The 23206-nt window shown below is 32.1% G+C and carries 11 protein-coding genes and 1 pseudogene; 11 read left to right on the top strand and 1 reads right to left on the bottom strand.

Annotation, left to right across the window (positions count from 1 at the left end; all coding sequences use genetic code 11):
* The first annotated feature begins 82 nt into the window (after positions 1–82).
* Positions 83–631, top strand: a complete 549-nt coding sequence (locus tag Q5N74_RS15905) for a tyrosine-type recombinase/integrase (protein ID WP_304390036.1) — start codon at positions 83–85, stop codon at positions 629–631.
* Positions 632–1185: 554 nt separating this feature from the next.
* Here Q5N74_RS15905 and Q5N74_RS15910 read toward each other — a convergent pair.
* A pseudogene (locus tag Q5N74_RS15910) lies at positions 1186–1392 on the bottom strand (transposase); the annotation flags it as partial.
* A gap of 197 nt (positions 1393–1589) precedes the next feature.
* Here Q5N74_RS15910 and Q5N74_RS15915 point away from each other — a divergent pair.
* The 10 genes from Q5N74_RS15915 to Q5N74_RS15960 all read left to right on the top strand — a co-directional run bounded on the left by Q5N74_RS15915 (position 1590) and on the right by Q5N74_RS15960 (position 22998).
* Entirely contained in the window at positions 1590–1934 is a 345-nt protein-coding gene (locus tag Q5N74_RS15915; RefSeq protein WP_304389989.1) for a hypothetical protein, read from the top strand.
* Positions 1935–2340: 406 nt separating this feature from the next.
* Positions 2341–4347, top strand: a complete 2007-nt coding sequence (locus Q5N74_RS15920) for a T9SS type A sorting domain-containing protein (RefSeq protein WP_304389990.1) — start codon at positions 2341–2343, stop codon at positions 4345–4347.
* Positions 4348–4356: 9 nt separating this feature from the next.
* Positions 4357–6258 carry a sulfatase gene (locus Q5N74_RS15925; protein ID WP_304389991.1) on the top strand — a complete coding sequence of 634 codons (1902 nt, stop codon included), beginning with the start codon at positions 4357–4359 and terminating at the stop codon, positions 6256–6258.
* A 105-nt stretch (positions 6259–6363) separates the two neighbouring features.
* Positions 6364–8973, top strand: a complete 2610-nt coding sequence (locus tag Q5N74_RS15930; RefSeq protein WP_304389992.1) for a hypothetical protein — start codon at positions 6364–6366, stop codon at positions 8971–8973.
* 306 nt (positions 8974–9279) lie between these two features.
* Positions 9280–10254 carry a T9SS type A sorting domain-containing protein gene (locus tag Q5N74_RS15935; RefSeq protein ID WP_304389993.1) on the top strand — a complete coding sequence of 325 codons (975 nt, stop codon included), beginning with the start codon at positions 9280–9282 and terminating at the stop codon, positions 10252–10254.
* A gap of 77 nt (positions 10255–10331) precedes the next feature.
* Entirely contained in the window at positions 10332–11036 is a 705-nt protein-coding gene (locus Q5N74_RS15940) for a hypothetical protein (protein ID WP_158977235.1), read from the top strand.
* 79 nt (positions 11037–11115) lie between these two features.
* A complete protein-coding gene (locus tag Q5N74_RS15945; protein WP_304389994.1) occupies positions 11116–13380 on the top strand; it encodes a T9SS type A sorting domain-containing protein in 2265 nt (754 codons plus the stop codon).
* A gap of 214 nt (positions 13381–13594) precedes the next feature.
* On the top strand, positions 13595–16150 hold the full coding sequence (locus Q5N74_RS15950; RefSeq protein ID WP_304389995.1) for a putative glycoside hydrolase: 2556 nt from the start codon (positions 13595–13597) through the stop codon (positions 16148–16150).
* Positions 16151–16340: 190 nt separating this feature from the next.
* Complete coding sequence (locus Q5N74_RS15955; protein WP_304389996.1) at positions 16341–18554, top strand: glycosyl hydrolase 115 family protein; 2214 nt, start codon at positions 16341–16343, stop codon at positions 18552–18554.
* A gap of 295 nt (positions 18555–18849) precedes the next feature.
* Positions 18850–22998: a hybrid sensor histidine kinase/response regulator transcription factor gene (locus Q5N74_RS15960; RefSeq protein ID WP_304389997.1), complete on the top strand. Its 4149-nt coding sequence runs from the start codon at positions 18850–18852 to the stop codon at positions 22996–22998.
* Positions 22999–23206: the final 208 nt, after the last annotated feature.

The raw sequence follows: 23206 nt of genomic DNA on the forward strand, positions 1-23206 counted from the left end.
CTTTTTCTCATAATACTGTTTAAAATTAATAATTATTTTACACTTTTAAACAGTTCGGTTATAGGGGAAGCTTACAGAAGAAATAAAGACTTTAGAGAATTTAAAAGGTTTAACAAAAGCTCAAGAGTATGCTTTATATGCATGGTTACTTAGTTTTTATTTTGCAGGAATTCGTATAAGTGATGTATTACAATTAAAGTGGGCAGATTTTTATGACGAGCGTTTACATTACCGTATGGCTAAGAATAACAAATTAGTTTCATTGAAGATCCCTGATAAAGTTACTAAAATTCTCGGTAAATTAGAAAGAGAAGAACATTCTGTTTATTTATTCAAGGAGCTAGAAGGTGTTAATTTAAATGATAAGAAACGCATAAGGACAAGAATAAAAACAGCGACAAGAAACTTCAATAGGAGATTAGAGCTTGTTGCAGAAAAAGCAGGAATAGATAAAAAAATGTCCATGCACATTGCTCGCCATAGTTTTGGAAACATTTCTGGTGATAAAATTCCTATTCAAATGCTTCAAAAACTATATCGGCATTCTTCGGTTACTACAACTATGCTTTATCAAGCTAATTTTATGCGAAGAGATGCTGATGAGGCTCTTGATATGGTTGTTGATTTCTAAGGATATTTAAAAAAAACTTATTGGTTCGAGAGAATGAGGAACTAACCAAAATCTAATTTTTGTAGTGTTAGTAGGGGTAATAAAGGGGGGTGGTTTTGTACGCACCGAATTAAGCACCGCGTGATGAGCTGTTGTACATCACCATCGCTACGTTTTGTTAGTTCTTAGTTTAGTTTTATTTGAGTGGATATTAAAAGAACATGATTAAAACACTTTTTAGTATTATTGATTTAACCAAATAATATGTGTTATTTATTTAGTTTAAATTGTGTTTTTATTTTACCAATAATTTAAATTTTATCGCAATTTTGTATGTTCTTATTAAGAAAATGTATAATTGATGTTATCAAAATATAAATTATTATATTCGATTTTAATTAATAGTATTTTCAATTTTATTGAATCGTGGAGTCAAAAAAACATCTATTTTTAGTTATTATTTGCTTATTTGTAGGAATTGCTTTTGGGCAAAACGGAGGAAGTAATTCTAAACCATTAAAATTTAAGAAGCTTTCTTTAAAAGAAGGTTTGTCTCAAAGTTCTGTACTTTGTGTATCTTTTTGTTCTTCTGTCAATTTTGGGATTCCTCTACCTGGAAAACTGTTCTTTCCATAATCTTGTGATTCTCGTCTCCAGCGGTGCAATACCGAGTAAGGAATATCCAGTTCCTCACAAACTTGCTTGACATGACCTCGGGCATAGCTTAGTTCTACAGCCTTTTGCTTAAATGATGTACTGTAATTTCTGTCTTGTTTCTTCATGATTCAAAGTTAATTTATGTAACTCTAAATCTCGCAATCTAATGTCCAGTCTAATGTAGTAATTCCACTATTCCATTTGCACCTACAAGAGTTAATCAATGGATTAAAAAGAATAGAGCAACAACTTAATTGAATAAAGAAACGTGAAACTACTTACCTATAATACCTTTGTTTCAACTTAAAATCTATACCATATTATGAAAAAAATCATTATTCTTTTAACAATCCTTTTTACAGTTACTTTAACAGCAAACGCACAAGAAGGTTACCCACAGCACGTAGTAAAACATGCTACTAAATATGTAGAATTCGTCGCAAGCAATATTAAGGTCACACCTGAAGAAAAAACAAAACTTTTAGAATTAAAACTAGAACAAAGCAGCACCGCATTCAAGGTAGGCAAAGAACTAAAAGGTAACGATGAAGCTATTGCAGCCAAAAGAACAGAGTCGTGGGATGTATTTCGAAAAAAAGTGATTGAAACTTTCGGTAAAAAAAGAGGTGCAGAACTTAATAAAGCAGGACGACGAGTTAAAAAGTAAACTTTTAGTATTGCTAAAAAATAATAATTACTTTAATCTTTAAAGAATTAGAAATATTCACTTAACAACCTGAATACCATTCTGAACCAATTTAGAGTAAATTATTACATACAAAAGGCAAACATATATCAGGTTGAGTGCAGTCAAAAGTTCTTCTAACCATAAATAATATTAGGGTTTAGACTGCGCTCAACCTGACCTTAAAGTAATATTCTGAATAGCAGTATTTTTTTAACCCATTATTAACTGAACTCAGTAAAACTTACAGCGTTTCAGTATGATAACACCTAAAGTGTACTCCTTATTTTAAATTCATAACAACTAAGATGTCTTTATCCATTACTATAAAGGCTTGTTTGTAAAATAACAATATACGTAGTCTAAGTCCACAAAACGCAATGTCATTATGAAAAAAAAACGTTTATTATCTAGCTTAATAGCTTTGTTTTTTCTGTTTTATACACAGGCTCAGGTTGTTTGGTACGAAAATGAAAGTAACACAAGTTACATTACATTATCGAGTGCAACTAAAGGAACTTTTTCAACAAATGAAGTAAATCCAGAGACAATAGGTTTTAACACCAATTCCGTTAGCTCAAAGTTTATAAGAGACGGACAAGTAAGTCCTTTTATTTATTTTAATTTACCGATCCCCGTTACTGATTTAGCGATGTATTCAATCTCTTTAAAGGCATACACATCAATTACAACAGCTAATTTAACAACCACCAATAAAAGAATTAGAGTCTATTTTAGAAACTCTACCATAGGTGCAAGCAGTGCAATTTATAAACAATTAAATTTTTCTTTAGGGGAAACATGGGAAGATTTTACTTTTATTTTTGACGGAACTTCAATACCAACAGATGTTGCTAGTGCAGGAGGATATGACCAAATTATGATAGGTGTTGCGTCTGGGGACACAACAAGTTTAACATCTACCAATTATTTTGATACTATATCCGGCACAACTTCTCAAGAAACTGAACCTAAAGCGGAATGGCTATCTGGATCGTGGGGCTTTTGGTATCAATTACCTGGTGGTATAAGATTAGACTCGAATCCTGCAGATTATGTTACAGTTGCGCAACAAATGGTTGCCGATTTGCCTTCCATGGGGCACGTAATGCTAAATTTTACACATTCTGCACATGGATATTTCTTTCTTTTAAGAGAAAATCCATATATAGATATTGCAACAGAAATCCATAGTGATATGGTACCAAGTTTGGTAAATGAACAGATCATTCTAGACGTAATTGAAATTTTTAAAAATGCAGGAAAAAAAGTAATTCTATACATTGCTACGGACGGACCATCTGCAAGATCTGGAACTCCAGATAATTCTACATATAAAGCAGCATGGGAAAATTATTACTTAAACACCCCATTATTTACAGGTACTGATGAAGAAAAAGAAGCACAAGCTTATCGTCTTTTGTGTAAAGGTTTTTTTGAAAGATTCAAAGATGCTGGTGTGGACGGCTATTGGTTAGACCATAGTAAAGGTCTTCCTGGAGAACTAGAAGATTTTGTTAAAATGATAACTAAAGTAGATCCTAACGCTGCCTTAGCTACAAATAATACACTTGATGATGGTAAAGTAGATTTAGATCCTGACTATTTTCAAGATGCGTATGGCAATGACTTATATGTAGATACTGATGATGTAAATGAACAAGTAGAGGTAAATGATGACGGCATCAATAAAGATTACAGAATTAAAAGATTTAATGCTTCTGACCCATACATGGATTTTACTGGTGGGCATCCTACGCCTTTGGCTCTTGGAGCTCCTCCAACCTCCTGGGCTTATGAAGAATATACTTTTCCTGATATGGTAGGAAATCCATGGGATACTTATAATGGCACTAAACAAGTAGTAAAACATGCTTTTATTCCTCTACGTAGCAGATGGACTGTATTTACTTCAGACTTTATGTTTAATGATGATGAACAAGCTTATCGAATTGTAAGAACATTAACAGATGCTGGTGCTGCAATTACATGGTCTGCAACTCTTGATGGTAGTTGGTATGATACAGATGGTAATATAATGCAAGAAGAAATGGATTTGTTCAAAGAAATAAATAATAGAATGGTGCAAAATCCTAAGCCAGATTATATTCCTTATTCAAGACCGAAAGGGGCTTATTTGGTTGGAGAATCACTCAGTATTAACAGTGTAGAGAAAACATCAATAACATTATATCCAAATCCTGTAAAAAGTAGTTTTAAAATTTCTAAAGAAATTGAATCTGTCCATGTTTACAACGCATTAGGACAAAAATTGATATCATTCTCAGAAAATAAAACGGAATACGATATTTCAAGATTATCAAAAGGCATCTATTTTGTAGAAACCATATTCGAAAATAAATTAAAATTAACCACACGTATAGTAAAAAAATAAGAATTAATTATGTTTAAAAGCAGTATAGTAATTATTATCAGTAGTTTATTTTTTAATTGTAATGCTCAAAAGCATAATAAAACATTTATTAAAGAAAGACCAGCACCTAACGTAGTACTTTTACTAACAGATGACTTAGGTTGGCAAGACGTAAAATGCTACGACATTGACGAACCATCTCCCTACGAAACACCAAACCTAGATGCATTCGCAAAAAAAGGAGTACAATTTTGGCAAGCGTATTCTCCCGCCCCTACTTGTGCACCTAGTAGATGTGCTATCATGAGTGGAAATCATCCTGCAAGAGCACAAAAAACACATGTTGTTGGTGGTGCACCTCCTACAGTTTATGCCAATAAAAACATACAACGTATTATCGATCCTTGGTACAGTGGACGTATGCCAGAAAACGAAATGACCTTGGCTCGAGTGCTACAGCAAAATGGTTACAAAACGGGTCATTCAGGAAAATGGCACATGGCTATCGATCACTCTGCCTACCCTCAACCAACAGATCAAGGTTTTGACATATCTACAGCAAATCGTGGTGTTACAAGTCCTCAAAGACCTAACAGACTAACGGACTTTGCCACTAATAAAGAATCTGACCCTTACCGATTGGATGAGAATGGTTTTCCTTTTCATCAAAATAATCAAGATGCATTAAACTTTTTAGAAGAAAACAAACAAGATCCATTTTTCTTGTATTATGCTACCTTTTTAGTTCATTCACCCATCCATACGAGAAGTAAGGCTCTTTTAGAAAAATACTGTAAAAAACTAGGAGTTGCTTTTCCAGCAGACCCTAAACATTGGGACTTAGAAGGACAGAACAACCCTTTTTATTGTGCTATGGTAGAGATGTTAGATTATTATGTAGGACAGGTTTTTAATTATTTAGAAACTACTGATGATCCTCGCTGGCCAGGACATAAATTAAGCGAAAACACTTATATTATTTTTACTTCTGACAATGGAGGTATGGAAAGCCATCCTGGAGAAGTTATTACAGATAACTACCCACTAGACAAGGGAAAAATAAACGCAAAAGAAGGAGGCACAAGAGTTCCTTTACTAATTTCAGGTCCTGGAATTAAAAAAGGTGTTCAGTCTGACGTTGCTGTAAACGGACTTGATTTTTATCCAACGATTCTTTCCTTGCTAAATATTGACAAACCAAAAGACAAAAATTTAGATGGAGATGATTTATCAACCCTATTGTTAAAAGACCCAACCAACTCTAAGTTAGTTTTAAATAAAAAAGGAAAAGAAAGAACCACAATGATGTGGCATTTTCCCCATTCTTCTTATCAAAGTACAATCCGTATTGATGATTATAAGTTGATTAGAAATTACGATTATAAAAATAACCCAAACCCAAGAAAAACAGAATTTGAACTTTATAAACTCTATGACACCTCAACAGGGACATCAAAAAGAGTGGATATTGAAGAAGCGAATAACTTAGCAACATCAGACCCTGAAAGAGCCGAACAAATGAATGATAAGCTTACTTCTCTTTTAACAGAAATGAAAGCTAGCTATCCTTCTTACAATCCATATTATAAAAAAGACTTAGAACATAAAGAAACTGTACCTACAGCTATAGTTGCATCTAAAAATAAAAATGAAGTCACTTTCACCTATAAAGAAAATGGTGCAAAGGTGGTAAAAGCCAATTTAATTTATACAACTAATGGTGGACATCACTATGAGGAATGGTTTAAAACTGATGCTAAAATAAACTCTAACTACAGCGTTACAGTTAGTGTACCAAAAGGAACAACGCATTACGTAATTAATTTAATTGACGAACATAACTTTTTAGTGAGTTATCCAGAAATGCCTACCAGAACAGAATTAACAGCTAAAAAAGAGAATTATTCTAAATATGCGATACCTAATAAATAACTTATATAGCAAATCACAATATTTAAATTACTAATACATAGTAAAGATTCCTATATGTTAAACATAAATCATTACCGTATTATTAATATTTATTCAACTTTAAAAATGAACAAACATCTAAAAAACAGTTTTATAACATCAAGATTCTCACTAATATTACTACTTATAAGTATTAGTAATATTTGCTTTTCTCAAAGCAGTTTAACAGCCGTAAATCAAGAATCTTACGACAACTATACTAATTCATATAATTATACCTATTGGAATAACAATTGGAAATCTTCTATTTCAGAAAACAGAAGTTTTACCAATTACACGAGTAGCTATTCATTAAACATAGATTATAAAAACCTTTCTATAAATAGCCTACTGGTTAACGAACATTCTTTATCAAAAAAACAAGGGTTCTCGCAATTAAACTCAGCTATTTTTCCAACTAATTATAAAGGTGATATTAACTATGCTATTCTTCAAAACGGCACTAAGGTTTACGATAAAAGTGACACGCCTTCAAATACAGGAAGGAAAGATAGTCAACTAGCAGAATTTGGAACTTGGAGTAACAGACGATTTGTAAGTACCAATTTTAACGGAAACCAACCTATAGACACGTACCACACAGGGATTGATTTTACCAATTGGCACAATCGTTTTAAAATTACTTTTCACGTAAAACCAACGGCAGATATTACCAATGGTCAACTACAACTATCTATTGATATTCCAGCAGAATACAACCAATACTACAAATCTGGTCAATTGCATGCTTACGCAATTAATAATAAAGGTTTTGTTGTAAAAGGGGGAGTTCTTGCAGAATCTGTAGTTATTAATGGTAATAATATCACCGTAACAACAACACAACAAGACTTACTAACTAATACTGCATATGAAGTAAGTATTGTGTTCTGTGCAATTACAGAAAACATAGCTACTAAATACAAAGAAGCTTTTAGAGATGAACAAGAAATAAGTATTACGGCTTCACAAACATTACCTTCAGCTAAAAAAATATCCAACATCTCATATAGTCAAGATGAAGGTATGCATTATATTGATATTCCTAAATACACTATGGGATATGGTAGTTGTGCAACAACGGATAAATTACAAAGTGTTAATTTAACATTGGAAAATTCATCTTCTAAAGAACAAAGCGTTAAATTATGTTTCAGACAAATTCCCCCAGGTAATATAGTTGGTTTTAATTCGATAATTTGTAACAGCAATGGAGATCCATCAGGTTTGCCTCTTCAGGTTTCTAAAAACTGGCATGATACTACCTCACAATTTTATTCAGGTTCTTGGATTAAAGAATATACCGAAATAATTATTCCTGCAAACACAACAATGAATCTCGTTTACAAAAAAACAGGAGCAAAATGGGGGGAAACTTACACTGCATCTTCTCATCAATTATCAGTCGTTGGAGCAGGTTATCCTAGAGGAGCATGGCTAGAAGCAGCCTTAGGAAGTTTTGGAGAATCTATAACACATTCTCCTGATTATGAATATGGAAATACCATTGGTGCAGATGTTCGTCCTTTTTTAGTGACCAATGAAGCTTATGGAGGTAATTCTGAAAAATGTGGATGGACAGGTAATGTTGGTGGAATTGACATCCTTGTTTACGAAGACGAAACTGGAAGTAGAAATTATCACTCACAAGTAAAAACAGATTTTAAAGCATATTCCCCAAACTTAACCGAAACTTCGATTTCAGCAATATCTGAAGACAAAAAACTAAAGTTTGATTATACATTTCACATAAATAGATCCGATGATTTTACAAGAATTTATTACAAAATAAACGTAGAAGCACTTGAAAACACAGCCTTTAATCGATTTGATATTTTTCAACTAGGAGGTGATTTTTATAACTATTTTAATTCACAAAGTGTTGTTTACGGAAATGATTCTGGTATGATTGGTCAATTTACCCCCACAAATAATGGATCTAATGATTACACTACAAGTGAAATTGCCCTAAATGGAGATAACCCATGGCTATGGGCAGGAGATGGATTGTACAAAGAAGGTGCTAAAAACAAAAAAGAAATTGACACAAATAATGGAATGATTATCAGAAATTATTCAGCAACTTTTGGAGGAATTGAAAACAACACGCCCTACGTAATGGAAAGGTCTAGTTCTAAAGGATATTCAGAAAAAAAAGATATCAATCCTACTTCCTATTGTTTGGTAACACCTCCTCAGGTAACTTCTTTTACTAAAGGAGATAAAATAGCGCTGTTAGTAGAAGTTGTTGTATTCCCTAAACAAGTTGTAGATTATTATGGACCTAATGAAAATTTCTTAAATGCATTAACTACTTATGGAAATTCGTATGAATTGTTATATAGAGAGTCTCTTGGTAACAAAATAAGAGCAACATCATCAACAAATACTATTCACACCTCTTACCCTTTAACTGTTGAAACTTCTAATAACACAGGACTTGTTACCCTTACTGGAGGAAAAGGATATGTTCCTATTGTTTTTTCTGGACTAAGTTCTGTGACAAACCCAGTGCTATGGAAATACTATCGTGGTGAATGGAAAGTTGTAGACCAATCGGTACATGGAAAAGATTTTTGGCAAACAAATTACAATCCCGAAACAAAATTATTTAATTTGGTATACAATGTAAACCAGGACATTAAAAATGATGAAACAGCTCTCATTAAATACTACTTAGGTGAAACGCCTCCATAATCAAGAATTATTATTCAATCTTGGTTTGACGATGATAAATAAACTTCAAATAACGATTTAGAAAAAGCAGAAAAAACAACTTTCAGACTTCTAATAAGAAGAAAATGATTAGTGATATTATTTAATTAGTTAAGCATATTCTAAAGTACTTCTGAATATTATAAGAGACGACTGTAATAGCTAGCTGCAAAAGCTTTTTTATTTTTAAATAAATTGAAATAAGCAATAAAAGAAGTAATTAGAGAAACAAAATAATGTGATTTCTAGCTAGTTTTACCCTCTATTAACATTTAAACTAAATATTTTATGAAAACAAAATTATTTTTAAGCAGTCTATTAACTTTATGTATTGGTTCGTTTACTGCGAGTTCACAAACTTTTGATAAAGTTTGGATGGATTATGGAAACTCAGAATACTATGGGGCTGTAATTAGTATTGCATCTCAAGATGAACCAGGATCTTCTCTGTTTTATGATTACACTTCAGACTCGCCTGCGGTTCCTCTACCTACAGGTGCTGCAAACCAGACAGCATTTAAATATGTGAAAGCTAGTACAGTTGCAACTTCAGAAACTCCAAGCTTTACAGTTCAGCTTAATGGGAATTTAGACGATGCAGAAGTTACTGCTACCATCGATATTAATGTAAAGGTTAGTGTTTATATAGTTGCAGATCCAGATGCTAGTACAGGAGTAGACTTAGCTGGTTTAGTAACTTCTACAGGAGCTGACATGAGGTTTACATTGCAACTAAAAGATTCTGATGGAGTAGCTAGTACAAGAACAAGTGCAAGACCTTTAGGTGCTAAGATTGATTTTAATACGGGGTGGCAAGAGTTAGATTTTAAGGTTCAAATTAGAACTCAAGATGCTACAAATTTAAACCAATATGATCAAGCGACACTTGTTTTAGGTTCTACTACAACAAAGCCTGGTGGAACTCTTAAGTATTACACAGATGGTACTAACTTTTTAGAGGAAGACGTATCTATTTATGTTAGTAGTATAGTATCTGATACTGCCTTAGATGCAACTGTATTATCTACTAATAACGATATTAATAAAACTGAGTCACTTTTGTTTTATCCTAACCCAGCAGAAGGTAAAATATTTTTATCTAATAATGTAGAATCGGTTAAAATTTTTAATACAATAGGTTCTCTAGTTAAAGAGTCTAATGTAAAGCAAATAGATATAAGTAGTTTTTCTAAAGGTGTTTATCTTATTGAGATGGAATCAGAAAATGGTAAAAAAACGGTTAAGCGTTTTGTGAAAAAATAAGAAAGAGTAAATAAGAAATGAGGTTTTGTTTATAATTATAACATAACCTCATTTTTATTATAAAATAAAGTATTATAATGAAAAGAATATATTTAATTAGTTTGGCGTTGTTGTTTTCTTACTCCATAAATGCTCAAAATTGCTCCGAAATATGGTTAGATTATGGAAATGGTATAAAAAACATGGAGTTAGCAGATATATCAAGTCAAGATAAGAAATTGTCTAAAGATGATTTTAGTTTTATATCTGCCACTCCATTAATACCTAAGTTAGAAGGGGTTAATATGCATAAAGCATTTAAGTTTACAAAAAATGCAAAAAGCACATCTGGTTTTCCATCTGTTACTTTTCAATTTAAAAATAATCTAGAAAGCAAGAAAATTGAAGATATTTTACTTGTTAATTTTGAAGTAAAAATATATGTTTCAGTAAATTTAGAGATGGATGGTTTGGATTTAAGTACTGTGCCAAAAGAGCAACGTAAAATTGTTTTTATTATTGATGGAGATGCTGTTAAAAGAAGGTACAAAATATGCCATTTAAAAGATTTTAAACCCGGTTGGCAAACGCTTAAGGGGACTATTAAAGTCGATAAAGAAGATGCATCAAACATAAATGAATATACGCAATTTAAAATTGTTTTTGGAAAGCCACTTGCTGGGCATTCTAATGGTAAAAAATATTATACAGTAACTGAAAACCCTTCGTCTGATTCTGATTACTTAGCAGAAAAGATTGATTTTTATATTGCTTCAATTAAATCTAATATAAAGATTAAATAATTTAAAATTAACATCCCAATTCAACAACTATCTAAGTCTTTGCTTTAGTATAGTAAGATTTTTCTACAAATAAATGATTATGAAAATATTGATAGTTAAACTTGTGTTTTTGTTAGTTGTCATTACCACTACTAAAGTACAAGGGCAAAATTCTTTTTTTAATGTTTTTGATGCTTTTGGCATCACACCAACGGCAACGCAAGGAACAAGTAGTTTATCATTAACTACTGCAGATGAAAACTGGACAGAGTCAGATTGGTTTCCAGGTCAACCTTGGGATGAAGATGATGTTTTTCATACGCAATTGAATCATACATCAGATGATCTTGATTGGTCTATTAGAATAGGTAAAGGAGGACAAATATATTCTTGGATTTTAGAAGGTACAGGGGAGTTAATTCCACCGCAAGCAGGTGCTAGAGGTGAGAGTCCTTGGGTAGATGATGTGGTCCTTCAAACATGGAGAGATAAAATAAATCATGATGATAGTGTATTGATGGATGGTATTCCTTACGCAAATGGATTTGTTCATGGAGCTGGTATGTATGTTCGTACAGATTTTGATCCTGTTATGGATCCCGAAACTCCTTTTTATCATCCATTATTTACTGAAAAATTTGATAAGGGTGATCGAAGTTATAGCTGTGTTAACTGGGGTCCCGTTGTAAAACCAAGTATAAATAGAGGAGATATAATGTTCTACCACAAATATCGTCATATAGGCGATAATGTGTTAGAGATTACCTATTACGGATATAATTTCGGATCTAATACTTATGGAGACATTGCTATGCCTTGGGCTATGATGCGTCTCTCAGTATTTGCAAACTCTATAAAATCTATGCCTGACGGAGTTAGTTTTGAGCAGTTTGAAGGTACTTATCCGACTCGATTTAATATCGCCGATGCAGGAGGTTGGGTAGCTAAAACAACGCTATTAGATGAAAATGGAATGGATAATCCTTCAGCGTTAACCATAAGTACTGTTCATGGTTTGGATAAGCATTATGGAGAAAGTTGGCAACCTAGAAAATCACTATGTAGTATTGGTATCTCTGGGGTTCCTAATTCCACCAGAGATATTACTATTATGACGGCTTTTAACAACGGCACAGACGTTGGGCCAGGTAGGGGCTTTTTTAAACGTATTTATATGGTTTTGGGAGAACGAGATGAAGTTATTCAAAAATCGTATGATTTAGTTGATAAGGTAGAATATGGTATTGTAGACATTAGTAAGGAAGCATCTGAAATGTTGCCACTTTACATTACTAGTGTAGATGATCAAAATATTTTCACGAATTCTATGCCAACGACAGATTCTGAACCGATAGCATACACTTATGCCCTTCCGGTTACAAACTCGGTGCCTTTATTTTTGATAAAAGACAATGATACTGGTAGTTATAATTTGACTACAGATCCCTATGCTATTTGTGGAAGAAAAGAGTTTATACATCCGGATTTTACAGATAGAGATATCTATCAGCCTTATGACGGAAAAACAGAATGGGTGGCTATGTTAGGCTATATAATGCCTGAGAGTGACGAAAATTCACAAGTTGGTACAGACAATATGGTACTCCTTTCAGATGTAATTTGTAACGATTGCTTTATTCCAGGAGAAAAATTCAATTCTAATGAATTATTAATAAGAGATAATAGTGAAATTATAAGCTCTTTTATGATACAAGAAAACGAGACTGGTTTTTGTTCCGTTGATGGGGAGATTAATGATAATCAACCAGGTTACACAGGAGATGGTTTTGCCAATACTGATAATGCAGCTGCGAATGGTATAGATTGGCAAATATCTGGAGATGAAGGTTCTTATACGTTTACATGGAGACATGCAGCTACAACTAATAGAATAGCTAATTTATTAGTAAATGGAGAGCCTATATTAAATAATATAACGCTTAGTTCTACAGGGAATTGGGCGGTTTGGGGAGAAACCTCTGTTACTGTTAATTTATCAGAAGGAATTAAGGATATAAGATTGGAATCCGTGAGTGATACGGGTTTGTGTAATATTGATTACATGAATGTACAAGGTCCAAATGCTACTGCTGCTGCTGCTTCATGTGAGCCTCTTAGTAATAGCAGTATATATTTAGAGGAGGAAAATGCTATTCGGGTATACTCAAATCTATCTTCATCAACATTTACGCTTTCCGAAAACGTAGTTCAAGTAGAGGTGTATAATATGAATGGACAATTGGTTAAGAGTTTTCCTAGGAATGAGAGGAACTTTGAAATTTCTGAACTGTCATCAGGGGTGTATCTTTTAAAAGTTGTTTCAGAAAATGGAGCAAAGGAAATATTGAAAATAATAAAAGTTTAATATTTCACGAAATACAAATCATTTTATTCGATTTAATATTGTTTTAAGTGTTAAGGTGTTGTATATGAGTAGTTACTCAAAAAAAAACACCTAATGAAACCAGTTTTTATATTTCTGAATTTTCAGTAGGTGTTTGTTTTGTTGAAGTAATTCCCAAGAATGAATTAAAAGCAATATTTAAAGTAATTAACATTAATCAAAAGTTATGAAAGTTATGAAAGTTTTACTGGTACTATTTAGTTTTTTTTTATTAACTAATACTTATGCGCAGCCTGCAGGTCCTGGTGATTGGTCTAAAGTTCGTTTATATGGTCATGCATATCGAGCTGAGGATTTTACAGATGAGCAATATGAATTTATTAAAGATAATTACTACATGTTTGGTGTTGCTAAAGGAAATGCTAGTGCCATTTACGGGTTTGGAAATTCAGATGAAGCATTGGCAGTGACAGCAACTAAGATTCGCCAGAACAACCCCAGTGCTAAGATTTTATATTATTGGAGTGCTAATTCAGCTTATGACTTTAACTATTCTAGTATAGATAATATAGTTTCCACTAATCCTAATTGGGTAGAAGAAGATGCTACAGGTGTACTACGTTGGACGTACCCAACTACAGAAGCACAAAATTGGTGGGTAAATACTGCTGATAATGTTGTTGATAATACGGATTTTGATGGCGTGTTTGCAGATGGTCTTTCGGGGGCACAGATACGTAATGTGTTAGATCCTATAAAGGAGAATTTAGATAATATGAATTCTTTTGTGCTTTACAATGGCTATTATGTTAGGCAATGGTTAGAGATATATGCAGACTCAAGTGTTTTAGATAACGCAAATGGAGTTTTTGTAGAAGTGTTTTTTAGAGGTACAGTATTTGCAACAGCTACAGCGGAAGTTTTAATGGATGCATTATTAGAAATCCCCAACGATAAATATATTATTTGTCGAAGCTCTGCTGGAGAATTTGGTTTAACTCACGATTTTTCTTTAGCAGCATATTTAATAGTAGCAAACGACAACACATTTTATTCATGGGGAGGAGATGAAAACTCTTATGTTGCTGATGATACTCTTGCCTATTGGACAGATGATTTTTCAAAAGAAATAGGTGAACCTTTAGGAGTTGCTACTAAAAATGGTTATGTATATACTAGGGTATTCGAGCATTGTTTGGTAGAAATAGATATTGATAATAAAACATCATCAATTATTTGGGGGCAAAACAATAGTCTTAATTCAGATGATTTACTTATAAACGAAAACGAGGTCGGATTTTGTTCTGTTGATGGGGCGATTAATAATAATCAACCAGGTTACACAGGAGATGGTTTTGTTAATACAGATAATGCAGCAGGTAATGGTATCAATTGGCTAATATCAGGAAGTGCAGGTTCTTATACATTTACATGGAGACATGCCTGTCCAAGCGATAGGATAGGGAATTTATTGGTAAATGGAGAGTCTATTTTAAATAATATAACACTTGACGGTACAGGGGATTGGGCAGTTTGGGAAGAAAATACTTCTGTTACTGTTAATCTTCCAGCAGGAATTAAAGATGTAAGATTGGAGTCTGTAAGTACCAATGGTTTAGGTAATATTGACTATATGAAGGCTGAAGGGCCTAATGTTACCGCTGTTTCATGCAATAGTGGCAATATAAATTTTTTCACAATACAAGAAAACGAAACCGGATTCTGTTCTGTTGATGGAGCGATTAATAATAATCAGCCAGATTACACTGGAGATGGTTTTGTTAATACTGATAATGCTACAGGTAATGGAATAAATTGGAAAATATCTGGAGATGCAGGTTTATATACCTTTATATGGAATCATGCTTGTCCAAGTGATAGGCAAGGCGAGTTGTTTGTAAATGGAGTATCTGCTATAGGAGCAATTACATTTAATAAAACAACTGGATGGAATATTTGGGAAGAAAACACTTCTGTGACTGTTAATCTTCCAGCAGGAATTAAAGACATAAGATTGGAATCTATAAGTACCAATGGTTTAGGTAATATTGATTATATGAAAGTTGTAGGAGCTAATACTGAGCCTGTTTTATGTAGTAGTATAACTTCTTTTACAATACAAGAAAACGAGATCGGATTTTGTTCTGTTGATGGGGCGATCAATAATAATCAACCGGGTTACACAGGAGATGGTTTTGCCAATACTGATAATGCATCAGGTAATGGCGTAAATTGGAAAATATTTGGAGATTCGGGTTCGTATACATTTACCTGGAATCATGCCTGTCCAAGTGACAGACAAGGAGAGTTGTTTGTAAACGGGGTATCTGTTTTAGATGCAATTACATTTAATAAAACAACAGAATGGAATATTTGGAAAGAAAATACTTCTGTCACTGTTTATCTTCCAGCCGGGGTTAAAGACATAAGAATAGAGTCTATAAGTACCAATGGTTTAGGTAATATTGATTATATGAAGGTTGAAGGTCTTAATGCAAATGCTGTTTCATGTGGGGTTAGTAGCAAGACAGATATAGCTGTAAGTAAAAATAGTACATCTCTAGAGAATGATAATGCTATTCAAGTATATTCAAATCTATCGGAATCAACATTTACACTTTCAAAAAATGTAACTCTAGTAGAGGTGTATAGTATGAGTGGACAGTTGGTTAAGAGCTTTCCGAGGAATGAGACTAACTTTGATATTTTAGAGCTATCATCTGGAGTTTATGTTTTAAAAATTGTTTCTGAAAATGGACTAACAGAAACGTTTAAAATCATTAAAAAATAATTATCCAATATGAAGACAGTTTAGTGTAAATTGTTTGGTTTTCAATATAGAGTGGTTACGATTATGTAGTCTAAAAACGAGAAACCTTGAAGGGAAATAGAATATGAAAATCCCTGCTTTTAAAAAGTTATTTTGGGTTGACTAGTTTTAGTTAAGTAGAATGTTTGAATAAAATGAATAAATATAAATTATGAAAAACAATTTTTCAAGAAAAATAACCTTTTTAACACTTTTTTTATGTGCTTTTGTTATTGCGATGAATGCACAAACAAAAGTTATAAATGGCATAAAGATTACTGGTGATACCCCTTGGGTAATTACTGATGCAGATTATAAAAGAATGCCAATACAAAAGGCTATAAAAGATGCCGAAAAGGATTGGTATAGAGTTTTTGGTTATCCACCTGTAATTTTTCATAACAATTCAAGCAGTAGCTGGGATGGTCCAGTTATTGTATTTGGATCTTCAAAAAATATTAAAAATTTAACAAATGTTAAGCTTCCTAAAGAGAAAGAGCATTTTCATATTTTTTTAGATAATATAAAATCAAAAAATAAGAACGCTGCCATTTTTGCTGCTGGAGCAGATGATAGAGGAACTATTTATGCTATTTATACTTTTACAGAAAAAGTTTTAGGGATAGATCCTATGTATGTTTTTACAGATAATATTCCAAAAAAGCAATCAGAAATAACAGTAAAGGCAGACTTTGAAATCAAATCTAAAAAGCCAACATTTGAGTATAGAGGTTGGTTTATAAATGATGAAGAGTTACATGACGGTATGCACCGAGATCCTTTAGGAGGAAATGTAATTGCATCAGAGTGGATGGATAAAATTTTGGAAACTTTGTTAAGAACCAAAGGAAATATGATTATTCCTGAATCTGCACAATATCCAGATGCGAATGTGTACGATTTATGTAAAAGAAGAGGGGTCGCTGTAAATCATCACCATGTGACACCTGTTGGTTTAAATATGATGAACTGGCCAAAAAAAGTTCCTTTTTCGTTTATTACAGAAAAAGAAATTTTGTTAGATGCTTGGGAAAAAGCAATAAAAGTACAAGCAGATAAAGAAATTGTTTGGACTATTGGTTTTAGAGGAGAAAGTGATGGTGCTTTTTGGCATAGTGATCCTGCAGCTCCAAAAACGGATGAAGGAAGGGCTAAGGTGATTGCAGAGGCAATGCAAGCACAAACAGATATTATTAGAAAGTACCAGCCAGATGCAACTATAGTAGCTGCACTTTGGAATGAACAAGGAGCATTTTACAATAAAGGGCTGCTAAAAATACCGGATGGAGTAACTAAAATGTTTGCAGATGATGGTCGTGGTTTTATGAGAGATAGTGGTGGAAAATATTTGGAGAAAGGTGATGGTTTGTATTATCATGTAATGATGATGATGTTAACTCAAAACCGAACTACAGAAGGAGTTCCACCTGCACGTTTTTATAAAGAATTAAAACGTTACGTAGATAAAGGAGCTACAAAATATGCGGTAATTAATGTGAGTGGTATTCGTCCAGCAGCACTATCTGTGAATGCAATTAATGACTTTTTATGGGATGCAACACCTGCTCTTAGTAAATCTCCTGAAGCATCTATGAAAGATTATTTAAAGGGGTGGTATGCTAAAGAATTTGGAGAGGAATTAGCTTCAGAGTTAACAGATTTACGATTACACTATTACAATATTCCTTATATGCGAGAAAAAATGCCTTCAGGAGATAGATGGGTAGGAGCTCGAGGTGAGCACTTGTTACAGTATCTAATACAAGCTGCATTGCAACGTTTTGGAGATGGAATTGCCAAAGGTAAAACTATTAATGCAATGATAGAAAGTACAAAAGGTAGAAAAAGAATGAATAATCTGGCTCAGACAAAAGAACCTCTAGCCGAAACAGCAGATTTCTTTCCTAGTTTATGGAAATCAACCTTAAAGATATCCGAAGAAATTCCAGAAGATAGAAAGGATTTTTATCAAGCACATTTTACATATCAAGTAGCAGTTCATATGTATTCTGCAAGAGCATTACAAATTATTTCAGATGCATTGGAAGCTTATGAGAAAAATCTAAGCCCACAAGATTTTGCAAATGAGATGGAGCTTGCTTTGGTAGAAATTGAAAACATAATTGTGGAAGCTCACAAATCCGAATATGGGAAATGGGACACTATGTTTATGCATGTTCGTTTAATGGATATATATAAAACACGTTTGATGTTAAAAGGTGTGATTGCAAAAATACGTAAGCAGCCTTATACTTCTGAATTCAGAGGGTATAGAAATGGATCTTTTTGGAAATCAGCACATGAATACATGGATCATGGTGATGGAGTATTTCCATATTTCTATAAGCATTCTGGTAGAGGCTTAGAGGTGCTTGAGGAAAAATAAAATTGAGTACCAGAGTTGTAACGAATAAATATTTATGGGATAAAAAATGGACTCGACTATGCAAAATTGGAATGGTAAAAGATGATGTTATAGAGATCAAAATGCCTCCCGCTAGGGCTGCAGTAATTAAAATAGCTATTCGTTAAAAGAATATAGAAAATATATTACTATTTAATTTGGACTTGAAAAAAAAAGTTGGATAATTAAAATCATTTTTAAAAAATTATTAATCTCTATTTTTATCTTTGATGTATTCTGCTAATAAAAATAAATTAAAACTAAAAAAACAAGTTTAATGACTATAGCTCTAAAACATATCAAACCAATTTTATTAATTATTTGCATATGCTTTAGTTTATTTGGTTCATCTATTTTAAGCGCTCAAAATTTCGAGAAATTTTCGAATGAAGAAGGGTTTAATCAAAATACGGTAATTACAATAACCAAAGACCGTTATGGTTTATTATGGTTTGGTACACCTAATGGCCTTATAAAATATGACGGATATGATTTTACAACCTATACCACGCAAAGCAAAAGCGACGGGAGCATATCAAGTAATTACATTACACATTTATATAATGATCCTTCTGGTTTATTATGGATAGGTACCAAACAAGGAATAAATGTATATGTGCCCTGGCATGAAAAATTTCATACCATACCTATAGATTCTAAATTAAACATTAGCCATATTAGCTCTGGTCCTAATGGAGCAATTTGGTTCTCGGGCGAAAATAAATTATATGCTTGCAATATTGAAGATGTTATTGATGGCGTTTTTAAAGTATCAAATATTTCTTTAGATGCTTACACCAACATAGCTACTATAAAACAATTCAGTTTTACGGATAACAACGCACTGCTCTTAGCTACTTCTAAAGGTCTTAAAGAAGCTTTTTTCAGTAAGGAATCAACAGGTATTAATTCAAGAATTGAAAAAATAATTGATTTTGAAAATTTTCATAATTACAATATTTCTACAATAAAAAACATAAAAGACATGCTTTGGATAGGGACCTTTGATGGTTTATTCAAAACAAGTTTTAAAAATAGTCGCATACAAATTATTCGTAAATATGATATTGGTGATATCAAATCCCCTATAAGAATAAATACTATTTTTGAAGATAACAATGGTATTGTTTGGGTTGGAACAGAAAAACATGGTCTTTTAAAATATCTAGAAAAAGAAGACAGGTTTTTAAACTACCTATATACTTCAAAAAATAAAAATGGACTGAGCAGTAATATTATCAATGCCCTTTATCAAGACAATTATGATGTTTTATGGATTGGAACAGGGCAAGGAGGTATTAATAAATTGGACATTGCTCAAAAGCAATTTATTAACTATTCAAAAAACCCATATGACAAACACTCCATCTCAGATAATTTAATAAATTCCATTTTGGAAGATAGTAAAGGTAAATTATGGATCTCCACATATAATAAAGAATTATTTAGAAGTACCGAAATAATCAATGATAAAACCGTAAACAACATTAAGTTTGAAAATGTATTAAATCAAAATAGTTTAAAAGAAGACTCTGATATAATAACAAATATATATGAAGACAAAGCAGGATATATCTGGTTTGCTACAGATTCAAATATAATGGTTTACAATCCTTTTAAAAACAATTTTAAACATGTTGATTTTAAACATAACGGAAAAATAATTCCTAAACAATTATACCATATTATCCACCAAATAGATGAGAACCATTTACTTTTTGCAGGTACTCAAATTACAATAGTAGAAAATCCATGGACTAGCATAAAAAATAAAACACATCCTGAATTAGAAGTTAAAAACATTGTAGATTTTGATAATAAAATTGTATTTCAGACCCTAATAATAGACAAACATAAAAAACTATGGTTCGGCACCAATAAAGGTTTGCTGTATGGAACTTTTGATGGAGAAAAAATCAATATTGAGAATCAAATTTCTGATGAAGGAAATAACAGATTGAAATTAAGCTACTCATCTGTTTTCTCACTCTATGAAGATCCAAAAGGTCATATTTGGGTTGGTACATTTGGTGGTGGATTAAATAAAATAACTTTAGATGATACTGGTACGCCAATTAAAATAGATTATTTCAGAAAAAACGATGTTTTACCAGATGATGCCATTTATGGTATTTTACCAGAAAACGACACCAACCTATGGCTTAGTACAGATATGGGATTAGTTAAATTTAATACTGAGACTACTAAAACAAATGTTTACGATGTAAGAGACGATGGTTTAGCTCAAAACAATTTTAGAAAAGGTGCATATTTTAAAGGTTCATCTGGCTATTTTTATTTTGGAGGATTAAATGGTTTAACACTTTTTAAACCTAAAAATATTCAATTAAACACCACGCCTCCAAAAATAATAATCACGGCTTTACTTGTAAATAATAAAGTAATAAAAATTGGTGAGAAGCTTGATGATAATGTTGTTCTAAATAAGTCCATTTCAGAAACAAAAAGCATTTCTATAAGCCAAAACGAACACATTATTGCTTTTCAATTAGTAGCAGAACATACCTCTACCCCATCGAAAAATAAATTAGCCTACAGGCTAAAGGGGTTTTACGATACTTGGATTGAAGATCCAAACGGAAAAACTACAGCAACCTATACGAATCTTTCTGCAGGCGATTATGTGTTTCAAGTAAAAGCCTCAAACGGAGATGGTGTTTGGAGCGAAGAAATAAAGAGCTTAGCTGTTGTAATTTTACCACCATGGTATCAAACCTGGTGGAGTTATTTCCTTTTTATTTTACTAACCATTTTAATAGGTCTTGGTATTATTATTTATTTTGTTCAACATGAAAAGCTAAAACAGCGCTTAAAATATGAACAACTCGACAAAGAACGATTAGATACTATAAACCAAGGGAAATTTAGATATTTTACCAATATTTCACATGAATTTAGAACACCGCTTACATTAATTTCTGGACCGTTAGAGTATATAATTTCCATTAATAAAGATTCCGAAAAAACTAAATATTTAGCCATCATTCAAAAGAATACCAAACGACTACTTAGTTTAGTAGATCAATTAATAACCTTTAGAAAAGCAGAGCAAGGTTATTTAGACTTAAATTTTAGTCAGAATACTTTAGGAGGTTTTATATACCCAACTACAGAAGCATTTGAAAATTATGCTACGGAAAAAAACATAAATTTCTTTTACAAAGTTAATTCGCCTAATGAACAAATTGTAATAGATACAGAAAAAGTAGAACGAATCCTTTTCAATTTACTATCCAACGCCTTTAAAAATACACCTGCCAACGGAAACATTAGTATCGAATCTGATATCATATATAAAAACGGAATAAAAATGATACAAATAGATGTTATTGACAATGGAAAAGGGATACCTGCAGAAGATTTGGATAATATTTTCGAAAGATTTTACCAATTAGGAAACAATGAAAATAACGTAAGTGGTGGTGGAATTGGTCTTGCATTTTGTAAATCGCTTATCAATTTACTTGAAGGAGATATTTCTGTAAAAAGTGAACCTTTTAAAGAAACCAGGTTTACAGTTTTAATACCTACTGGTAGCATTAAAGATTATAATAATATTGAAGTAAACACCAATACAAAATCATTTATTAAAGATTGGGTACCATTATCAACCGAATATAAAAATGAAACTTTAAATGATGAATTAAAGGAACACCATTTATTAATTGTTGAAGACGAAGAAGATGTACAAAACTTTTTAACCAGTACACTTTCGAAAACATATTCTATTACCTTAGCAAATAACGGATTAGAAGGCCTGGAAAAAATAAAATTATGCGAACCAACCCTAGTAATTAGTGATGTCATGATGCCAGAAATGGACGGGTTTGCTTTTTGCGAAAAAATTAAATCAAACCCTGAAACCTGCCATATTCCTATATTACTACTCACGGCACTAGGTACTAACGAAGATATTATTAAAGGTTTAGAATTTGGAGCAGACGAATACCTAAGCAAGCCTTTCTCAATAAAAGTTTTAAAATTACGTATAAAAAAACTGATCGAAAATCATATTAGAATAAAAGAACATTTCAAAAAGAACAGTTCAATTCCGAAAAAAGGAATCGAATTATCTACTCGAGATAAAGCATTTTTAAGTGATATTATTGAAGTTATAGAGGAAAATATTTCAGACACTAATTTTGGTGTTGTAGAATTATCAGCAAAAATGAATTTAAGTACTTCTCATTTTTATAAACGACTAAAACAACTTACAGGTCAAATTCCCAATGCTTATTTACGAAACTTTAGACTACAAAGGGCCGCAGAATTATTAAATAAAAATGATGGCGACAATATTATTGAAGTGATGTATCAAATAGGTATTAGCTCTAAGTCATATTTTTCTACCTCGTTTAAAAAATTGCATGGAGTCTCACCTTCTGAATACTCAAAAAAATCCTAATTAATTCACAATCCTTTTAAAATTATTTAAAAGTAGTTTTTTTTTAGAGTATTTATTGTCTCTCTTCCAAAAACGGGGAATTTTGTTCTCAAAGAAACGACTAACCAATTTGCATTTGTTTATAAGTTTCCTGTTTTTCTTGTTCACTTATTACTTCCATTTTGTCCTAAATAACAAGATGAATTCAAATTTACCTTACATCTCTTTT

This window comes from Mariniflexile sp. AS56 (assembly GCF_030552475.1).
In the GTDB taxonomy this organism is placed as follows: Bacteria; Bacteroidota; Bacteroidia; order Flavobacteriales; family Flavobacteriaceae; genus Mariniflexile.